The sequence below is a fragment of the Pseudomonas sp. Irchel 3H7 genome (assembly GCF_900187605.1).
In the GTDB taxonomy this organism is placed as follows: Bacteria; Pseudomonadota; Gammaproteobacteria; order Pseudomonadales; family Pseudomonadaceae; genus Aquipseudomonas.
In genome coordinates this window covers 199,280-219,354 of record NZ_FYEA01000004.1, presented here as the reverse complement: position 1 = coordinate 219,354, position 20,075 = coordinate 199,280, and the positions used below count along the sequence as shown (strand labels likewise).

Below are 20,075 nucleotides of genomic sequence, written 5' to 3'. Positions count from 1 at the left end.
GACCTGTGCTTTAAAACTCGAAAACGCCTCGGTCGACAGATCGGGGCGTTTTTGCATGCAATCCGGGTGACAGGCGAACGTGACGCTTGCGCCGTGTATCAGGTACAATTCCCGGCTATTTTTCGGCGGGCTATGCCTGCAGCCTTTTTGAGTGTTGATCCGTGAGTGATTTGAGTCATATCCGCAATTTCTCCATCATCGCCCACATTGACCATGGCAAGTCGACGCTGGCCGATCGCTTCATCCAGATGTGCGGCGGCCTGGCCGAGCGTGAAATGGAAGCCCAGGTACTGGATTCCATGGATCTGGAGCGTGAACGCGGGATCACCATCAAGGCCCACAGCGTTACCCTCTATTACACCGCCAAAGACGGCATCAAGTATCAGCTGAACTTCATTGACACCCCGGGCCACGTCGACTTCACCTACGAAGTCAGCCGTTCCCTGGCCGCGTGTGAAGGTGCCTTGCTGGTGGTCGATGCGGGTCAGGGTGTTGAAGCCCAGTCCGTGGCCAACTGCTACACCGCCATCGAGCAGGGCCTTGAGGTCATGCCGGTGCTGAACAAGATCGACCTGCCGCAGGCTGATCCTGAGCGCGTCAAGGACGAGATCGAGAAGATCATCGGCATCGACGCCACCGACGCCGTCACCTGCAGCGCCAAAACCGGCCTGGGTGTCGACGAAGTGCTCGAGCGCCTTGTGCAGACCATTCCTGCGCCGACCGGCAACATCGAAGATCCGCTGCAAGCGTTGATCATCGATTCCTGGTTCGACAACTACCTGGGCGTTGTCTCCCTGGTGCGCGTGCGTCATGGTCGCGTGAAGAAGGGCGACAAGATCCTCGTCAAGTCCACCGGCAAGATCCACCTGGTCGACAGCGTTGGCGTGTTCAACCCGAAACACACCGCCACCGCTGACCTCAAGGCCGGCGAAGTGGGCTTCATCATTGCCAGCATCAAGGACATTCACGGTGCACCGGTCGGTGACACCCTGACCCTGAGCTCGACCCCGGACGTTGAAGTGCTGCCCGGCTTCAAACGCATCCAGCCGCAGGTTTACGCCGGTCTGTTCCCGGTCAGCTCCGACGACTTCGAGGATTTCCGCGAAGCGCTGCAGAAGCTGACCCTCAACGACTCGTCGCTGCAATACACCCCGGAAAGCTCCGACGCACTGGGCTTCGGCTTCCGTTGCGGGTTCCTCGGCATGCTGCACATGGAAATCATCCAGGAGCGCCTTGAGCGCGAGTACAACCTGGACCTGATCACCACGGCGCCGACGGTAATCTTCGAGCTGGTGCTGAAAACCGGTGAAACGATTTACGTCGACAACCCGTCCAAGCTGCCGGATGTGTCGTCGATCGAAGACATGCGCGAGCCGATCGTGCGCGCCAACATTCTGGTGCCGCAGGAACACTTGGGCAACGTCATCACCTTGTGCATCGAGAAGCGTGGCGTTCAAGTCGACATGCTGTTCCTCGGCAATCAGGTGCAAGTCACTTACGACCTGCCGATGAACGAAGTGGTCCTGGACTTCTTCGACCGTCTCAAATCCACCAGCCGTGGCTATGCTTCGCTGGATTACCATTTCGATCGTTACCAATCGGCTAATCTTGTGAAACTGGACGTGCTGATCAACGGCGACAAGGTCGATGCCCTTGCATTGATCGTGCACCGTGACAACTCGCACTACAAAGGTCGCCAGTTGACCGAGAAGATGAAAGAACTGATTCCTCGTCAGATGTTCGACGTAGCCATTCAGGCCGCCATCGGTGGTCAGATCGTTGCCCGGACAACCGTCAAGGCGCTCAGAAAGAACGTATTGGCCAAATGCTACGGTGGTGACGTCAGCCGTAAGAAGAAACTGCTCGAGAAGCAAAAGGCCGGTAAGAAACGCATGAAGCAGGTCGGCAACGTGGAAATTCCACAAGAAGCCTTCCTTGCCGTGCTCAGGTTGGATAGTTAGGTCCTATGTCACTAAATTTCCCGCTGTTGCTGGTCATCGCCGTGTTCGTCTGCGGCCTGTTGGCGTTGCTTGATCTGTTGATCCTGGCACCGCGTCGGCGTGCTGCCATTGCCTCTTATCAAGGCAGCGTCAGCCAGCCTGACGGGGTGGTCGTTGAAAAACTGAATAAAGAGCCGCTGCTGGTCGAATACGGCAAGTCGTTCTTCCCGGTGTTGTTCATCGTGCTGGTACTGCGCTCGTTCCTCGTGGAGCCGTTCCAGATCCCTTCGGGCTCGATGAAACCGACCCTGGATGTCGGCGACTTCATTCTGGTGAACAAGTTTTCTTACGGGATCCGCCTGCCGGTGATCGACAAGAAAATCATCGAAGTCGGTGATCCGCAGCGCGGCGATGTGATGGTGTTCCGCTACCCGAGCGATCCGAACGTCAACTACATCAAGCGTGTAGTGGGTCTGCCGGGTGACACGGTGCGTTACACCGCCGACAAGCGTCTGTTTGTGAACGGCGAGTCGATTGCCGAGCAGATGGTCGGCTCCGAGCCGGGCACGCTGGGCAGCGCCGAACTGTACAAAGAGAAACTGGGCGCCGCCGAGCACCTGATCCGCAAGGAAATGAGCCGCTACCGCGCCACGCCGGACCGCTCGTGGACAGTGCCTGCCGGGCACTACTTCATGATGGGCGACAACCGCGACAACTCGAATGACAGTCGCTACTGGGATGATCCGAACATTCCCAAGGATCTGCTGGGCATGGTTCCCGACCAGAATATCGTCGGCAAGGCCTTCGCGGTCTGGATGAGCTGGCCAGAACCGAAACTCAGTCACCTGCCGAATTTCTCGCGGGTTGGCCTGATCAAGTAATCACACACGGCGCTGTTGACCACAGCGCCGAATGCATTTCTGGAGTCGGCACAATCGGCTTCGCAATCGCCAGGATTTAATTTTTGAACACAGCGTTAATTGTCCCAGGCCTGCGCCGCATCCCGGCGATGGCAGTGGAATCCAGCCACGAACTCAGCGTGGGTAAACCGTGAGCGTTTCTCTAAGCCGTCTCGAGCGTCAGCTCGGTTACACCTTCAAGGACCAGGAGCTGATGCTGCTGGCTCTGACGCACCGCAGTTTTGCCGGGCGCAACAACGAACGCCTGGAATTCCTTGGCGATGCCATCCTCAACTTCGTTGCCGGCGAGGCGCTGTTCGATCGCTTCCCGCTGGCCCGCGAAGGCCAGTTGTCGCGTTTGCGCGCACGTTTGGTAAAAGGTGAGACGCTGGCCGTACTGGCGCGCGGTTTCGACCTTGGCGATTACCTGCGACTGGGTTCCGGCGAGTTGAAAAGCGGCGGTTTCCGTCGCGAATCGATTCTGGCCGACGCCCTCGAAGCCTTGATCGGCGCGATCTATCTCGACGCCGGCATGGACATGGCGCGTGAGCGCGTGCTGGCCTGGCTGGCCGGTGAGTTCGAAGGCCTGACGCTGGTCGACACCAACAAGGATCCGAAAACCCGCCTGCAGGAACACCTGCAATCGCGCGGTTGCGATCTGCCACGCTACGAAGTGGTAGATATCCAGGGCGAGCCGCACTGCCGAACCTTCTTCGTCGAGTGCGAAGTTGTCTTACTGAATGAAAAAAGCCGAGGTCAGGGTGTGAGCCGTCGTATTGCCGAACAGGTAGCGGCCGCCGCAGCACTGATTGCCCTGGGCGTGGAGAATGGCAATGACTGATACAAACGCAACTCGCTGTGGCTATGTTGCCATCGTCGGCCGTCCCAACGTTGGCAAGTCCACGTTGCTGAACCACATCCTTGGCCAGAAGCTCGCGATCACTTCGCGCAAGCCGCAGACCACTCGCCACAATATGCTCGGGATCAAAACCGAAGGTGACGTGCAGGCGATCTACGTCGACACCCCCGGCATGCACAAGGGTGGCGAAAAGGCCCTGAACCGCTACATGAACAAAACCGCTTCGGCGGCGTTGAAAGACGTCGACGTGGTGATCTTCGTGGTCGATCGCACCAAGTGGACCGACGAAGACCAGATGGTTCTTGAACGCGTGCAGTACGTGACGGGTCCGCTGATCGTCGCGCTGAACAAGACCGACCGCATCGAAGACAAAGCCGAGCTGATGCCGCACCTGAGCTGGTTGCAGGAACAACTGCCGAACGCGCAGATCATTCCGATTTCGGCGCAACACGGGCACAACCTTGACGCGCTGGAAAAGGTCATTGCCGATCATCTGCCGGAGAACGATCACTTCTTTCCGGAAGACCAGATCACCGACCGCAGCAGCCGTTTCCTCGCCGCTGAACTGGTGCGCGAGAAAATCATGCGCCAGATGGGCGCTGAGCTGCCGTACCAGATCACCGTCGAGATCGAAGAGTTCAAGCAGCAGGGCAAAACCCTGCACATCCACGCCTTGATCCTCGTTGAACGTGACGGCCAGAAGAAGATCATCATTGGCGACAAGGGCGAGCGTATCAAGCGCATCGGCACCGAAGCGCGCAAGGACATGGAGCTGCTGTTCGACTCCAAGATCATGCTCAACCTGTGGGTCAAGGTGAAGGGCGGCTGGTCCGACGACGAGCGTGCGCTGCGTTCGCTGGGTTACGGCGACCTGTAAGCGATTCGAAGATCAAAAGATCGCAGCCTTCGGCAGCTCCTACAATGTCTTGTTTACACCTGTAGGAGCTGTCGAAGGCTGCGATCTTTTTTTGCAATCCCGACCGGGAAAAACGTCATGTCGCAAAACCCGCCTCCTGCCCAACCCGCCTACGTCCTGCATTCTCGCGCCTACCGCGAAACCAGTGCGTTGGTGGATTTCCTCACGCCGCAAGGTCGGCTGCGGGCGGTGTTGCGCAGTGCGCGGGGCAAGGCCGGGACATTGGCGCGGCCGTTCGTGTCGCTGGAAGTGGAGTTCCGCGGCAAGGGCGAGCTGAAGAATGTCGGGCGCATGGAGGGTTCTGGCACCTCTGCCTGGCTCAACGGCGAAGCGCTGTTCAGCGGTCTCTATCTCAATGAGTTGCTGATTCGTTTGCTGCCCGCTGAAGACCCGCATCCGGGCGTATTCGATCACTACGCCGCGACTTTGCTAGCGCTGGCTGAAGGTCGACCGCTGGAGCCATTGCTGCGCTCCTTCGAGTGGCGACTGTTGGACGATCTCGGTTACGGCTTTTCGTTGAATACCGACGTCCATGGCGAGCCCGTCGCGCCAGACGGTCTCTATCGTCTGCAAGTGGATGCGGGGCTTGAACGGGTTTTCCTGCTGCAGCCGGGCCTGTTCAACGGCGTCGAATTACTGGCCATGGCCGAAGCCGACTGGACCGCGCCCGGTGCGCTGTCCGCCGCCAAGCGCTTGATGCGGCAGGCCTTGGCCGTTCATTTGGGCGGTCGCCCTCTCGTCAGTCGTGAGCTGTTTCGCAAGCCCTAAGGGTCTGTTTACGTCTGGAAGCGGCGCAACGGGCGCTGGCTGTGCGCAGGGCCGCGTTGCTCGGAACTCATTTGGCGCAACCAAACTTCGTTCCTCGCGCCTTGCCCTGCACTCAGCCAGCATCCCGTTGCCGCCGCGCCCAGACGTAAACAGACCCTTCACCGTGTATGCTGTGCGCCGAATCTTTTTCTTCAGGAGCGCGCATCCGTGACCACCAGTAATCGCATTCTTCTTGGCGTGAACATCGACCACGTCGCCACCCTGCGTCAGGCCCGTGGCACGCGCTACCCGGATCCGGTCAAGGCTGCGCTGGACGCGGAAGAGGCGGGCGCTGATGGCATTACCGTGCACCTGCGTGAAGACCGCCGGCACATTCAGGAGCGCGACGTACTGCTGCTCAAGGATGTGCTGCAAACCCGCATGAACTTTGAAATGGGCGTTACCGAAGAAATGATGGCGTTCGCCGAACGCATCCGTCCGGCGCACATTTGCCTGGTCCCGGAAACCCGTCAGGAACTGACCACTGAAGGCGGTCTGGATGTAGCGGGGCAGGAAGAGCGCATCAAGGCAGCAGTTGAACGTCTGTCGAAGATCGGCAGCGAAGTGTCGCTGTTCATCGATGCCGACGAGCGTCAGATTGCGGCGTCGAAGCGTGTTGGCGCTCCAGCCATCGAGTTGCACACCGGTCGTTACGCCGATGCCGAAACCCCGACCGAAGTGGCTGAAGAATTGAAGCGTGTGGCGGACGGTGTGGCGTTTGGTCTGGCTCAGGGCCTGATCGTTAACGCGGGTCACGGCTTGCATTACCACAACGTTGAAGCCGTAGCGGCAATCAAGGGTATCAACGAACTGAACATCGGCCATGCGCTGGTGGCACATGCGTTGTTCGTCGGCTTCAAGTCTGCAGTATCGGAAATGAAGGCGCTGATTCTGGCGGCCGCTCTCAAGGGCTAAGATCAAAAGATCGCAGCCTTCGGCAGCTACAGGTGTACGCATAACCCTGTAGGAGCTGCCGAAGGTTGCGATCTTATGCTTTTAAAGCGGGGCAGGTTCTTGCGCGGGTTTTGACTTGTCGATGCCGGGCACATGCAAATTGCCTTCAGCCACTTGATCACCCTCAAGCTGCGGCTGCGTCACCCAGGTCAAAATGTCGTAGTAACGACGAATGTTCGCCACAAAATGCACGGGCTCGCCGCCTCGGGCGTAGCCATAACGCGTCTTGCTGTACCACTGCTTCTGGGAAAGGCGCGGTAGGATCTTCTTCACGTCCAGCCATTTGTCCGGGTTCAACCCTTCCTTGGCCGTCAGCTTGCGCGCGTCATCCAGATGACCGCTGCCGACGTTGTACGCCGCCAGGGCGAACCACGTGCGATCCGGTTCCTTGATCGAATCGTCGAGCTGGTCCTTCATATAAGCCAGGTACTTGGCGCCGCCCATGATGCTCTGCTTCGGATCGAGGCGGTTGGACACACCCATCGCCTGAGCGGTGTTCTGTGTGAGCATCATCAGCCCGCGCACGCCGGTTTTCGAGGTGACGGTCGGCTGCCACAGCGATTCCTGATAACCAATGGCTGCCAGCAGGCGCCAGTCGACTTTCTCTTTCTTCGCGTAATTCTTGAAGTGCTGTTCGTATTTCGGCAGGCGCTGCTGCAAGTGCTGGGCGAAGGTCGTGGCACCCATGTAGCCGAGGACATCGACGTGGCCGTAATAACGATCCTTCAAGCGTTGCAGGGTGCCGTTCTTCTGCACCTTGTCCAGATACGCGTTGATTTCGTTGAGCAGGCTATTGTCTTCTCCCGGGCCGACCGCCCAGCTCTGGCTGCGCGCATCGCCAAGGTCGAAGGCCACGCGAATATTGGTGAAATACACCTGGTTCATCGCCACTTCGTTGGAGTCGACCAGGGTCAGGTCAATCTGCCCTTCATCGACCATGCGCAGCAGGTCGACCACTTCAACCGCATCGGACTCTTCATATTCAATGCCGGGGAATTTCTTTTTCAGCTCCGCCAGTTGTTCGGCATGGGTACTGCCTTTGAGCACCATAATCTTCTTGCCGACCAGATCACCCGGGTCGGTCGGCCGCGACTGACCGTTGCGATAAATGATCTGCGGGGTGACTTCCAGATAGGAGTGCGAGAAGCGCACCTGTTTCTTGCGCTGTTCGCTGCTGACCAGACCGGCGGCAGCCAGCACCGGGCCATTCGGTTTGCCGATCTGGTCGAAGAGGTCGTCGAGGTTGTCGGCGGTCTCGATCTTCAGCTCGACACCCAAATCGTCGGCGAAGCGCTTCACCAGCTCGTATTCGAAGCCGGTTTCACCGCTGCGATCCTGAAAGTAGGTGGCGGGGCTGTTACGGGTAATCACCCGCAGCACACCATCCTCCTTTACGCGCTCGAGTGTGTTGGGTTTATCAACACAGCCACCGAGCATCAGGAAGAGTCCGGTTGCGATCAGCCATTTGGCGTACCGCGGACGCAAAGCCGTTGGGAAAAACATCTGCGCAGTATACGCAAACGGCCACGGGCGCCATATCTCGACAGTGCAGGGCGAGTCTGCTAGCGATCACAAAACCGGACGAAACCCCACAGAAACGGGCCTTTACGGCTTTTTGTTACAGTAAAAATAAGCGGCCTCTGAATGATTGATTTACCTGACTCTGAAGTCGGAAACACAGATTGATACCCGAGTGCAACCGTGCGTAGCGTTTCGGGTGATGTTGAGGGCGGTTTAGGCTAGAATGCACGGCCTCAAAGCACACCCCTTCCCGAGGCTGTCCCGAAGATGTTGATCCTGCGCGGCGCTCCTGCCCTTTCTGCCTTTCGCCACAGCAAACTCCTTGAGCAACTGAGCCAGAAGGTTCCAGCTGTCAGTGGCCTGTATGCTGAATTCGCTCACTTCGCCGAAGTCACCGGCGTCCTGACCGGCGACGAACAGCAGGTGCTAGCGCGCCTTCTGAAGTACGGCCCAAGCGTTCCGGTACAAGAGCCGACCGGTCGTCTGTTTCTGGTGTTGCCGCGTTTCGGCACCATCTCGCCATGGTCGAGCAAGGCCAGCGACATCGCCCGCAACTGCGGCCTGAGCAAGATCCAGCGTCTGGAGCGCGGTATCGCCTTCTACGTTGCCGGTCAGTTCAGCGAAGCCGAAGCCCAGCAGATTGCCGATGTACTGCATGACCGCATGACGCAAATCGTGCTGGCCAACCTCGAACAGGCCGCCGGTCTGTTCAGCCACGCCGAGCCGAAGCCGCTGACTGCAATCGACATCCTTGGTGGTGGTCGCGCCGCGCTGGAAAAAGCCAACACCGAGCTGGGCCTGGCCCTGGCCGAAGACGAGATCGACTATCTGGTCAACGCCTTCAACGGCCTCAAGCGCAACCCGCACGACATCGAACTGATGATGTTCGCCCAGGCCAACTCCGAGCACTGCCGCCACAAGATCTTCAACGCCAGTTGGGATATTGATGGCGAGAACCAGGAAAAAAGCCTGTTCGGCATGATCAAGAACACCTACGTGATGCACAGCGAAGGCGTTCTGTCGGCTTATAAGGACAACGCCTCGGTGATCGTCGGCAACGTTGCCGGCCGTTTCTTCCCGAATCCTGAAACCCGCCAGTACGGCGCGGTGCAGGAGCCGGTGCACATCCTGATGAAGGTTGAAACCCACAACCACCCGACCGCGATCGCTCCGTTCCCGGGCGCGTCGACCGGTTCCGGTGGCGAGATCCGTGATGAAGGTGCAACCGGTCGTGGCGCCAAGCCAAAAGCCGGCCTGACCGGTTTCACCGTGTCCAACCTGCAGATCCCGGGCTTCGAACAGCCGTGGGAAGTGCCGTACGGCAAGCCTGAGCGCATCGTTACCGCGCTGGATATCATGATCGAAGGCCCGCTCGGCGGCGCCGCGTTCAACAACGAATTCGGTCGTCCGGCCCTGACTGGCTACTTCCGTACCTTCGAACAGTCGATCACCACCCCGCACGGTGACGAAGTTCGTGGTTACCACAAGCCGATCATGCTCGCTGGCGGCATGGGCAACATCCGCGAAGAACACGTCAAGAAAGGCGAGATCGTCGTTGGCTCCAAGCTGATCGTGCTCGGCGGCCCGGCGATGCTCATCGGTCTGGGCGGCGGCGCGGCTTCCTCGATGGCCACCGGCACCAGCTCGGCGGATCTCGACTTCGCTTCCGTACAGCGTGAAAACCCTGAAATGGAGCGTCGCTGCCAGGAAGTCATCGACCGTTGCTGGCAACTGGGTGACAAAAACCCGATCAGCTTCATCCACGACGTCGGCGCGGGCGGTCTGTCCAACGCTTTCCCGGAACTGGTCAACGACGGCGATCGCGGTGGCCGTTTCGAACTGCGCAACATTCCAAACGACGAGCCGGGTATGGCCCCGCACGAAATCTGGTCCAACGAATCCCAGGAACGTTACGTTCTGGCGGTCGGCCCGGAAGACTTCGAGCGCTTCCAGGCGATCTGCGAACGCGAGCGCTGCCCGTTTGCCGTAGTGGGCGAGGCGACTGCCGAGCCGCAACTGACCGTGACCGACAGCCACTTCGGCAACAACCCGGTGGACATGCCACTGGAAGTGTTGCTGGGCAAAGCACCGCGCATGCACCGTTCGGTGGTTCGTGAAGCTGAGCTGGGCGATGACTTCGATCCGTCGAACCTCGACATCACCGAATCCATCGAGCGCGTTCTGCATCACCCGGCCGTGGCGAGCAAGAGCTTCCTGATCACCATCGGCGACCGCACCATCACCGGCCTGGTTGCCCGTGACCAAATGGTTGGCCCGTGGCAGGTTCCGGTGGCCGACGTTGCCGTCACCGCTACCAGTTTCGACGTTTACACCGGTGAAGCCATGGCGATGGGCGAGCGCACTCCGCTGGCATTGCTGGATGCTCCGGCGTCGGGCCGCATGGCCATCGGCGAAACCCTGACCAATATCGCTGCTTCGCGCATCAACAAGATCTCCGACATCAAACTGTCGGCGAACTGGATGTCCGCTGCCGGTCACCCGGGCGAAGACGCGCGTCTGTACGACACCGTGAAAGCGGTCGGTATGGAACTGTGCCCTGAGCTGGGCATCACCATTCCGGTGGGCAAGGACTCGATGTCCATGGCCACTCGCTGGAACGATAACGGCGAAGAAAAAACCGTGACCTCGCCGATGTCGCTGATCGTGACCGGTTTCGCGCCAGTGGCTGACATCCGTCAGACCCTGACCCCGGAACTGCGCATGGACAAGGGCACCACCGACCTGATCCTGATCGACCTCGGTCGCGGTCAGAACCGTATGGGCGCTTCGATCCTTGCACAGGTACACGGCAAGCTCGGCAAACACGCGCCGGACGTCGATGACGCCGAAGACCTGAAAGCCTTCTTCGCGGTGATCCAAGGCCTCAACGCCGACGGTCACCTGCTGGCTTACCACGACCGTTCCGACGGTGGTCTGCTGACTTCTGTAGTGGAAATGGCCTTCGCCGGCCACTGCGGTCTGAGCCTGAACCTCGACAGCGTTGCCGAGTCCTCGTCCGAAATCGCTGCGATCCTGTTCAACGAAGAACTGGGTGCGGTGATCCAGGTTCGTCAGGACGCCACGCCAGACATCCTCGCGCAATTCAGCGCGGCCGGTCTGGGCGACTGCGTGTCGGTGATCGGTCAGCCGATCAACAATGGCCAGATCAACATCACCTTCAACGGTGCCACCGTGTTCGAAGGCCAGCGTCGTCTGCTGCAACGTACCTGGGCTGAAACCAGCTACCAGATCCAGCGTCTGCGTGACAACGCCGACTGCGCCGAGCAAGAGTTCGACGTGCTGCTGGAAGAAGACAACCCGGGCCTGAGCGTCAAGCTCAGCTACGACGTCAACCAAGACATCGCCGCGCCTTACATCAAGAAAGGCATCCGTCCACAGGTTGCCGTGCTGCGTGAGCAGGGCGTCAACGGTCAGGTGGAGATGGCTGCCGCGTTCGACCGTGCCGGTTTCAACGCGATCGACGTGCACATGAGCGACATTCTCGCCGGCCGTGTCGACCTGAACGAGTTCAAAGGTCTGGTGGCCTGCGGTGGTTTCTCCTACGGCGACGTGCTCGGTGCCGGTGAGGGCTGGGCCAAATCGGCACTGTTCAACAGCCGCGCCCGCGATGCGTTCCAAGGCTTCTTCGAGCGTAACGACAGCTTCACCCTCGGCGTGTGCAACGGTTGCCAGATGATGTCCAACCTGCACGAGCTGATCCCGGGCAGCGAGTTCTGGCCGCACTTCGTGCGCAACCGTTCCGAGCAGTTCGAAGCCCGTGTGGCGATGGTTCAGGTTCAGGAATCGAACTCGATCTTCCTGCAGGGCATGGCCGGTTCGCGTATGCCGATCGCCATTGCTCACGGTGAAGGTCACGCCGAATTCTCCAGCGAAGAAGCACTGCTGGAAGCCGATCTGTCGGGTTGCGTGGCGATGCGTTTTGTCGACAACCACGGCAAGGTCACCGAGCGTTATCCGGCCAACCCGAACGGCTCGCCGCGCGGGATTACCGGTCTCACCAGCCGTGATGGCCGTGTGACGATCATGATGCCGCACCCGGAGCGTGTGTTCCGTGCCGTGCAGAACTCGTGGCGTTCGGAAGACTGGAACGAAGATGCACCGTGGATGCGCATGTTCCGTAACGCGCGCGTCTGGGTTAACTAAGGCCTGTGTACAAGCTCGCTTTTTTTGTTCCCGACAGTCATGTCGAGGTGGTCAAAGAGGCTGTGTTCGCTGCCGGTGGTGGGCGAATCGGTGACTATGACCACTGTGCGTGGCAGGTGCTTGGGTCTGGCCAGTTTCGACCTTTGGACGGCAGTCAGCCGTTCATTGGTGAAGCGGGGCAGATCGAGCGGGTTGAGGAATGGAAGGTTGAGCTGGTGGTGGCGGATGAGTTGATCGTTGCTGCTGTAGCGGCGTTGAAGCTCATTCATCCCTACGAGACACCGGCTTATGAGGTGTGGCGGCTGGAAGATTTCTGATCTTTCTTGCTGCTGAAACAGGAAACCCGCTGAGAGTGATTTCAGCGGGTTTTTTGTGGCCGGTAATTTAGCTTACGGCCGTCATGCCCTTGTCCTCTTTAAGCATATTGATCAGCGTCTGCAGATACTTGAAACGCAGGTCTTTCTTGCCCCATCGATCAATGTAAAGCAGGCCTTTGTCATCCACCTGGATGGGGGTGGTGACGATGTTGCCGGTGCCGGACTTGTGCACCAGTGTGGTTTCGCCCGGGCTGGGATGTTCGATCAGAAAGTCGCCCGGTTTGATCAGTTTGCCCCGGTCGACAGGCAAAACCGGTGCAGCCTTGTTCATTCCGGCAACAGCGACCTCCATCGTAAAATCGCCGCGTAACGCCCAAGTGCCACTGCCGGAGGGGGATTGCGAAACTTCCCACACCCCGCGATGGACACCACTGGCCACTTCAGGCGCAGCATCACGTATATGCAGGCCGGCGGCCCCAAGGGTATCGGCCAGGCCGGGCACGCCCAGGTTGTAATTGGTATGGGCGCTGCCGACAAAGGCCACCCATTTGTGCGGGCCGTGTGCCAGTTGGTCGGCCTCGATCACCTGGGTCGCGAAATAACTGAACATCTGGTTTCGTGACAGGCTCGGGTCATATAAACCTTCGAGATGGTAGCTGGCGGTGCAGTCGAGGGCCCTGATACGCAGGTTGTATTTCGCGGCTGCCTGAACCACCTCGGTGTAAGTATCGTTACCGGTGTAGAGAGGCATGTGGCCGCTATCCTGGTCACTCAGAAAAGTCTTGAGTCGCTCGGGCATGCGATGGGTGCGGTAAAAACGATCCAGGTCGGCCTGGTGCAGATCGGTCATCAGATGCTCCATATACAACGTTTCGTACCCGGCTTCCTTTAGTGTCTTCATGTAGATCTTGATTTGCGCCTTGCTCGATACATGGTGATGCGCTTCGCCGATCACCAGATTCAGACGACCGTCAGCCATTTGTCTTAAAAAAACCTTGAAATCGGTGCCATCGACAAGCTGCGGCAACTTGGCGCCAGGAGAGGGGACGAAGTCGGTGAAAGCGTCGCTCGCCGTTTTCTCCAGGCGTGCGCGGCTGGCGAGAAAGGCATCGTAGGCCTGCGCCTGCTTTTGTCCTGCCGGACGGTATCTGGGGTCCATTGAGTGGGGTTCTCTGCGCAATTGAGCAACGTCGTCACGCATCGACACTGGTATGTCGAATTCGCTGAAATGCTGAGCGCTGGGGGTGTCAGCTTCTGGTAGCTGAGGAAGTGGCCGCCGGGCCTTGTATGACGTGGCCAAGGCGACATGATAATCGCCTTTGGCCGTGGCTTCGCCGGCTGCGGCGCCGGGTAAGTCCACACCAATACGTGCAGGCTGCCCCGCTGCGATATCCTCGATACGGACCGCGACGGCGTCGTGCAGGTCGGCCAGACCTGGCGTGTTATCAAACGTGGTCATGCGTGAGTGGTCGGTCAGGGCAATCCAGCGTTCGTCAGGTACGTCGGCCATATCGGCGGCTATGGTTTTATACGAGTAGAAATTCCTGACACTGTTGTTGCGCTGGGTCAGTGGCGAAACATCGCTCATCAGCAAGGCTCCGTCCAGGTTGTAACTGGTCGAGGCGTCCAGTGCTTTGACCTTCAAACCCTTTTCTCGAGCCGTGCGCACCAGCGCCACGTAGGAAAATGGCGCTTCGGGTCCATGGCCCAGCGCGGCATCGACTGCGGTCAGATGCGTTTTGATGTGCTTCCAGGATTTTCCTCGGTTGAACCTTTCCAGTTTGACGTTGAAGACGTCGCCCGGCAGGTATTCCACATAGATGCACTTGAAACCCCTGTCGATCAGCGCGTCCATATCGTTGATCAGTACCTGTTTGCTGGCGATGGAGCCAGGCTCGGCTCCGATCACCAGATTTTTTTGGGTGAAGGCATTGCCGCCGATCAACTGGGCAAATGAAGTGTCGCTGGCGACAGTGGGGACTTCGGCGCGAACAGGCAGAGGCGCGAGTTGTTCAAAGTGACGCGTAGCATCCGTGGTCAGTTTTTCGACTTGTTGCTGGTAGGTCTTGCGTGTGGAGGCGAGTTCCTCGACTGCGCCGTAGAGATAGGGCTGGGGTGAAGAACCCATGTAGTCCTGACCCTTTTTGATTATGTCTTCTCTGGTTTGCGGGTTCATCACCATTTCGATCCGGCCCCAGTATTTGGGCGGCATGCCATAGTCTTTGTGCGGGCCGGGTGTCTGCGGCACAGGTTCGTATTTCGGTGCACCGCCCGACACGCCACTGCGCACCATCACGCCGTCAGAGTTGGGCATGGCCTGGATCCCGGTCGACAAAAATCTGCCGGTTTCAGGGTCCAGGCGATGGAGCAAGTAACGACCGACGGCATCAGTCTTGTGCGATGCCCACAGCGGCCGGCCTTTATAAACCACCGGTCGCATGTCCGATGACGGCGCAGTGGGTTCAAGTTGATCGATCAGGGCCATGACCCGCGCCTGCTCGTTGGCGGCGCTGCCCGCGGTCAGGCGTAGGGGGCGGTTGACGGGATTGAGTGAGCGCAGGGCGGGACGCAGATCGGTCAATACCGCACCGGCACTGTTGAACAGATAACCGAGGAAATGTTGGAACGCTTCGCTGTTTTTTCCCTGGCGATAAGCATGCAGAGCGAGCATGGCGTCTTTGAATGCCAGCAGCAGGCCGGTGCTCAGACTCAACAGCGGAAAGGGCGCAGTGGCAATGGCGGTGACCCATTCGACACACGTCCAGATCAGGCCGGAAATCATCTCGGTGCGGCCGGTGGTGGTGGCGTGAACGTTGTCGATCTTGCGCTGCAGTTTCATGTTGTATAAACCCTGGCGCAGGTCGCTGACTGGCGTCACCGCGCGGGTCGAGTCGTAACGTGCAAGGCTGGATGTGGTTTTGTTGATATCCTCGGGCAGGCTATTTTTCGCGGCTTCGAGGAATGTGCGAATCCTGACCTGGGATTCAACGCTCACCCGCCGGGTGAAATACTCGATCATGCCGTCCTGCTGTTTCAGCAGGTAATTGAACAGTCTGGCTTCGCGAAAGCTGACGCCATCGGGAGCACCAGGGGTGTAGAGCAGAACCGGGTTTTTGTCATGGCTGAACAGCCAGCTGTCGAGGACCCATTCACCGTCGATCATCAGTCGGTGAATCGGGTAGTTTTTTTGCCTCTGCCTGGATGTGTCACCCATGCTGTCGATACTCTGCTCCAGCCATACCAGATCATTGCTGGCGATATGGCCTTGCAGACGGCATTCCAGTGCCGCGTATTTCATCTGGCGCTGGGTAATGGCCAGTGTCGTATTGCGCCTGAAATCGTAACCCTCGCTTGCCGGGTCTTGCAGGTCTTTTTTGACCTTGGCGGTGTATCGTTCACCGATCCAGACGCCCCTGACCGAGCGCGCAACATTCTGCGCGGTCAGGTGGCTGATATCGATCCCCGGTGGCCCTTTGAAGCGCGCCGAGCGCGAAAATTTTTCATCGAGAAAACCGATGCCGTCGGCATACCCGTCGCGGTACAAGCGGGTGTAGTTCACCGGTTCCGGCGTCGCCGAACGCACGATAGAGAGCGGCGAGTAGGCCCAGACAGTATCCGGGTCAACATCGTTGGCCGGGCGCTTGAGCAATTGGTTCAGGCTTTTTTTCGCTTGTTCATGCACGAACGCCTCAAAGCCTGGAAAGCGGCTGTCCGATAGCTTGTGTCTGGCGAAAGCCTGCGACGTGCCCTCGGCCTCTTCAGATAATGTCGACAGCTTTCTGCGGTTGGCAATTGTGGTCGTGCGATACCACACGGGAGTGCCGAAATCATAGTCGTCGATCCGAGTCGCCAAGATGTGGTCGGCCATAGCCCGAAGGCAGACGAGATGATTGCCGGAGTTTTCGAAGGTGACCTTTTTGTGTTCCTGGTCCTCTGGCTTGAGGCTCAGACCGGAGAGCACTTTGTGCAGGCTTTGACGAAAACGCAGGGGGGCACGGCTGATCAGGTAGCCGGCCATGCTGTTGGCGTCATCGCTGTGCCCGGCCCAACCAAGGATATGGGTCTGGCATTCAAGTTCGCTGGCGAACGCCTGGAACTGCCGTTCTCGTGGCGCTTGTGGTGTACAGAGCAATACGCGTGTAACGGCACCGGCGCTGTCGCTTTGTCGGAGTACCCACAGATCCTGTAATTGCGCGCCGTGCAGGGCCAACGTCGCGGCACGCAGGCGTGAGTCGCTGGCGCTGCGCAGGTCGCGGATAAGCTGCAAGTCACTGTCGAACAAATGGCCCTGCAGCACTGCTGTGCGAGCGAGCGCGAGGATTCGTTGATCCAGCATGTGCTCGAGGGCTGGCCTTATGGTCGAGCGCGCCTGCATCTCCTTCTGCAAATGGTTGAAGTCGATGCGCGGCTGCAGCTTCAACGCCTGCTCGACAAGCCATGCTGGCGTAACGTCCGAGTACGATGCCGGCAGGGGCGCATCGTTGTAGGTGAGGGTGGTATGGCTGAGAAACTCCGAACCCGACAATTCATCGCCGGTATGCGGTCCGCGCAGGGACAGATCGATCAGGTTGCGCCGATGCTCAAAGACACCGTACCCGGCTACCCGACGATCAGTGCTGATATGCAGGTTTTGGGGATCCAGATCATCGATTTCCAGATCGTCGCTGAGGCACTCAAGCCATTGATGCCGGGCCAGTGCCATCAGGCTGGCCGCCGGTCCCATCAAATCGAGCAGTGTTTGCCGTGCCTGATGGTAGTTGCCTGCCTGCTGCGCCAGCTCGGTCTGTTTCATTGTGCTGGCGCTGCGATACCAACCCGGAGCGCTGTTGCGCAGGTGGCGTTCGAATAAGATTTGCGCTCGCAGTTCCAGGCGCTGCGTGAGGTCCGGCAGTGAGACCGCGATGGCCCGATCGAGGGCCGCCAGCAGCAGTGCAACGTCTTGTTGCGGGTTGTCGTCAAAGCTCAACGCGCGCTCGATGTCCTGCATGCGTTTATCGATCAAGGCATCGTAGGTATGTTCAAACAATGGTTTGCTGTCGATCGGCGTCAGTTGCAGCGGCCAGATCCCTGCGGCGCCGACGTTGTGATAACGCGTCGGCAACAAATGCAGGAATCCGTCGGGGCCCGTGGCTTTTTTGAGGTAATCAAGCAAATGGCTATCGAGGTCGGCCAGAGAGTCGAAGTACTCAATGCCTCTTGTCGGCGTAAACAGCACAACATAGCCGACGCTTTGATCAGTCAAAAGGTCGCTGACCCTGGGGCGGTCCTTTTCAGTGATCACAAAGGCGCCGGCCAGCTCGACGGTGATTCCCTGATAACCGAACTGCAGAGCGTACATGGCCGGACGCAGCATTGGCCCAAGTGTCGTTTTTTCCAGAAGTGCACCGGCTTGCGGATGCAGCAGACGATCCTTTACAGCCTGTCGCGCCTCGTGGCCGATGGCGGTGAAGCCAGCGTCGTACTTCAAAAATGTCTTGGCGGGTTTGCCATCGATCAGATCGCGAAGATCCATATTGATCAATTGCGTGTTGAGCCTGATCTTGAGTGTCGCGATCAGCTTCTTCCCGGCATCGCTGTGCAGGTCACTGGTTGCCAGTGCCTGATAAAGCGCACGGCTACGCTGCAGGAAGTGTTCACGGTAGGTGTTCAACTGCTCGTTCAGGCGCTTCAGGTACGCCTGCTCGGCCGTCGGTGGCTGTTCAGAGAGCAGCGGGGGCTCGATCTTGAAAAGGTGGTGGCCGATCTGATTGAGATCGTTTCTGACCTCTTCGGGCGTGGCTACAGCGGAAGTGCTCATCGGCACAGCCTCCATGCTGGTGGGAAGAGTCTTCAGCATGGCGAGGATGGCGGTGGCAGTGGTGGTACATATGTATTGAAGGACGCCCGCGCACCAGGTGTTGTCTGTCGCGCGCAAGGTTCGGCGAGCGGGGGCGTGCCGCCGAACTCGCTATAAGTCCGGCGCGCGCACCCTCATGTCAGGCCCTGGCACCGACCTCGATGCGATTGACCAAGTTCTCCAGCGCGCCACTCAGACTCGCTGCTTTATCGCCCACCAGCAGATGCCAGATCCCGCCTTCCAGCTGGCTGACACCCTGACAACCCAGTGCTTTCAACTTTGCCTCAGACAAGGCCGTGCCATCCGCCAATTGCAGGCGAATCCGCGTCATCGCAATGCAGTTCAGTTGCAGCACATTGTTGCCGCCGCCCAGGGCATTCAGCCATTGCTGCGCTTCAAAACCGGCGACCATCACTGCTGTTGGCTCATCAGCGGCAACAGCGGTTTCCATCAGGACTGCACGCCCCAACGCCGGCATCGCCAGGCGAATCTCATCCGCAATGCTATCGGCCATCGGTCCGACCACCACCTGCAAACTACCGCCCTTGCCCGGACGCACAACCGCCATCGCCCCCAGCGCTTTCAGCTCAGCATCCGACGCCTTGTTGCGATCGACCATCTCCAGGCGCAACCGCGTAGTGCAGGCGCCAACGGTGACCAAATTCTCCGCCCCACCCAATGCCTTGATGTAAGCACTGGCGCGTTCGTTCTCAGTCAGTACGGCTTTTTCACTGACAGCGACATCCTCCCGCCCCGGCGTCTTCAGATTGAAGCGACGAATACAGAAATCAAACACCGCGTAATACACCACGGCATAGGCCAGCCCGACCGGGATCACCAGCCAGCCGTTGGTCGAACGACCCCAGCCCAGGACCATGTCGATAAAGCCGCCGGAGAAGGTGAAGCCGAGGTGAATGTTCAGCGCATTGGTAATCGCCATCGACAACCCGGTCAGCAGCGCATGCAGCAAATACAACAGCGGCGCCAGAAACATGAAGGCGAATTCGATCGGCTCGGTCACCCCGGTCAAAAACGAAGTCAAAGCCATCGACAGGAAAATCCCGCCCATCACTTTGCGGCGTTCCGGCAGGGCGTTGCGATACATCGCCAGACACGCCGCCGGCAGGCCGAAGATCATCATCGGGAACATGCCGGTCATGAACTGGCCGCCCTTCGGATCACCGGCGAAGTAGCGCGACAGGTCGCCGGTCACCAATGCCCCGGTAGTTGGGTCGGTGAAGTTGCCGAACACAAACCACGCCATGTTGTTGAGGATGTGGTGCAGTCCGGTGACGATCAGCAGGCGGTTGAACACGCCAAACACGAACGCGCCAATGCTGCCGCTTTCCATCATCAGCGCGCCGAAGGCGTTGATGCCGTGCTGGATCGGCGGCCAGATATAACCGAACACCACGCCCAGACCGACCGCCGCGAACCCGGTGACAATCGGCACAAACCGTCGACCACCAAAGAATGCGAGGTACTCCGGCAGCTTGATGTCCTTGAAGCGGTTGTACAGCGCGCCGGCCATCAGGCCGCTGACGATCCCGGCGAGCATGCCCATGTTGATGCTCGCATCGAGCACCTTGAGCGTCGAGATCATCACCAGATAACCGATCACTCCGGCAAGACCGGCGGTGCCGTTGTTGTCCTTGGCGAAACCGACGGCGATACCGATAGCGAAGATCATTGCCAGGTTGGCGAAGATCACTTGACCGGCGTCGTGGATGATCGCGATGTTCAGCAGGTCGGTGTCACCCAGCCGCAGCAGCAGGCCGGCAATCGGCAGGATCGCGATCGGCAGCATCAGCGCGCGGCCGAGGCGTTGCAGGCCTTCGATAAAGAGTTGATACATGGCGTTT

At 59.0% G+C, this 20,075-nt stretch carries 11 protein-coding genes; 8 read left to right on the top strand and 3 right to left on the bottom strand.

Annotated elements, in window-relative coordinates; all coding sequences use genetic code 11:
• Nucleotides 1–161 precede the first annotated feature (161 nt).
• The 6 genes from lepA to pdxJ all read left to right on the top strand — a co-directional run bounded on the left by lepA (nt 162) and on the right by pdxJ (nt 6,336).
• Nucleotides 162–1,961, top strand: a complete 1,800-nt coding sequence (lepA, locus tag CKW38_RS09495) for a translation elongation factor 4 (RefSeq protein ID WP_007909029.1) — start codon at nt 162–164, stop codon at nt 1,959–1,961.
• A gap of 5 nt (nt 1,962–1,966) precedes the next feature.
• On the top strand, nt 1,967–2,821 hold the full coding sequence (lepB, locus tag CKW38_RS09490) for a signal peptidase I (protein WP_095112586.1): 855 nt from the start codon (nt 1,967–1,969) through the stop codon (nt 2,819–2,821).
• A gap of 169 nt (nt 2,822–2,990) precedes the next feature.
• Complete coding sequence (gene rnc, locus CKW38_RS09485; RefSeq protein WP_016986099.1) at nt 2,991–3,680, top strand: ribonuclease III; 690 nt, start codon at nt 2,991–2,993, stop codon at nt 3,678–3,680.
• The gene (gene era, locus CKW38_RS09480; protein ID WP_007909024.1) at nt 3,673–4,575 is read left to right on the top strand and encodes a GTPase Era; all 903 of its coding nucleotides are present in this window, start codon (nt 3,673–3,675) and stop codon (nt 4,573–4,575) included. Before rnc ends, era begins: the two co-directional genes overlap by 8 nt.
• A gap of 117 nt (nt 4,576–4,692) precedes the next feature.
• Nucleotides 4,693–5,382 (top strand): DNA repair protein RecO, encoded by a 690-nt coding sequence (gene recO, locus CKW38_RS09475; protein WP_095112584.1) that lies wholly within the window; start codon nt 4,693–4,695, stop codon nt 5,380–5,382.
• 207 nt (nt 5,383–5,589) lie between these two features.
• The gene (gene pdxJ, locus CKW38_RS09470) at nt 5,590–6,336 is read left to right on the top strand and encodes a pyridoxine 5'-phosphate synthase (protein WP_047292711.1); all 747 of its coding nucleotides are present in this window, start codon (nt 5,590–5,592) and stop codon (nt 6,334–6,336) included.
• 81 nt (nt 6,337–6,417) lie between these two features.
• Here the strand turns inward: pdxJ and mltF are convergent, their stop codons facing one another.
• Nucleotides 6,418–7,878: a membrane-bound lytic murein transglycosylase MltF gene (gene mltF / locus CKW38_RS09465; RefSeq protein ID WP_081498726.1), complete on the bottom strand. Its 1,461-nt coding sequence runs from the start codon at nt 7,876–7,878 to the stop codon at nt 6,418–6,420.
• Nucleotides 7,879–8,163: 285 nt separating this feature from the next.
• On the opposite strand from mltF, the gene purL reads away from it, so the two are divergent.
• Both purL and CKW38_RS09455 read left to right on the top strand, forming a co-directional pair.
• A complete protein-coding gene (gene purL / locus CKW38_RS09460; RefSeq protein ID WP_095112582.1) occupies nt 8,164–12,060 on the top strand; it encodes a phosphoribosylformylglycinamidine synthase in 3,897 nt (1,298 codons plus the stop codon).
• 5 nt (nt 12,061–12,065) lie between these two features.
• Nucleotides 12,066–12,377, top strand: coding sequence for a YqfO family protein (locus CKW38_RS09455; RefSeq protein WP_095112580.1), 312 nt, complete (start codon nt 12,066–12,068; stop codon nt 12,375–12,377).
• A gap of 67 nt (nt 12,378–12,444) precedes the next feature.
• Here the strand turns inward: CKW38_RS09455 and CKW38_RS09450 are convergent, their stop codons facing one another.
• Both CKW38_RS09450 and nagE read right to left on the bottom strand, forming a co-directional pair.
• The gene (locus CKW38_RS09450) at nt 12,445–18,174 is read right to left on the bottom strand and encodes a membrane-targeted effector domain-containing toxin (RefSeq protein WP_095112579.1); all 5,730 of its coding nucleotides are present in this window, start codon (nt 18,172–18,174) and stop codon (nt 12,445–12,447) included.
• A 178-nt stretch (nt 18,175–18,352) separates the two neighbouring features.
• Nucleotides 18,353–20,068, bottom strand: coding sequence for an N-acetylglucosamine-specific PTS transporter subunit IIBC (gene nagE, locus CKW38_RS09445; RefSeq protein WP_095112577.1), 1,716 nt, complete (start codon nt 20,066–20,068; stop codon nt 18,353–18,355).
• Between the last annotated feature and the right edge of the window lie 7 nt (nt 20,069–20,075).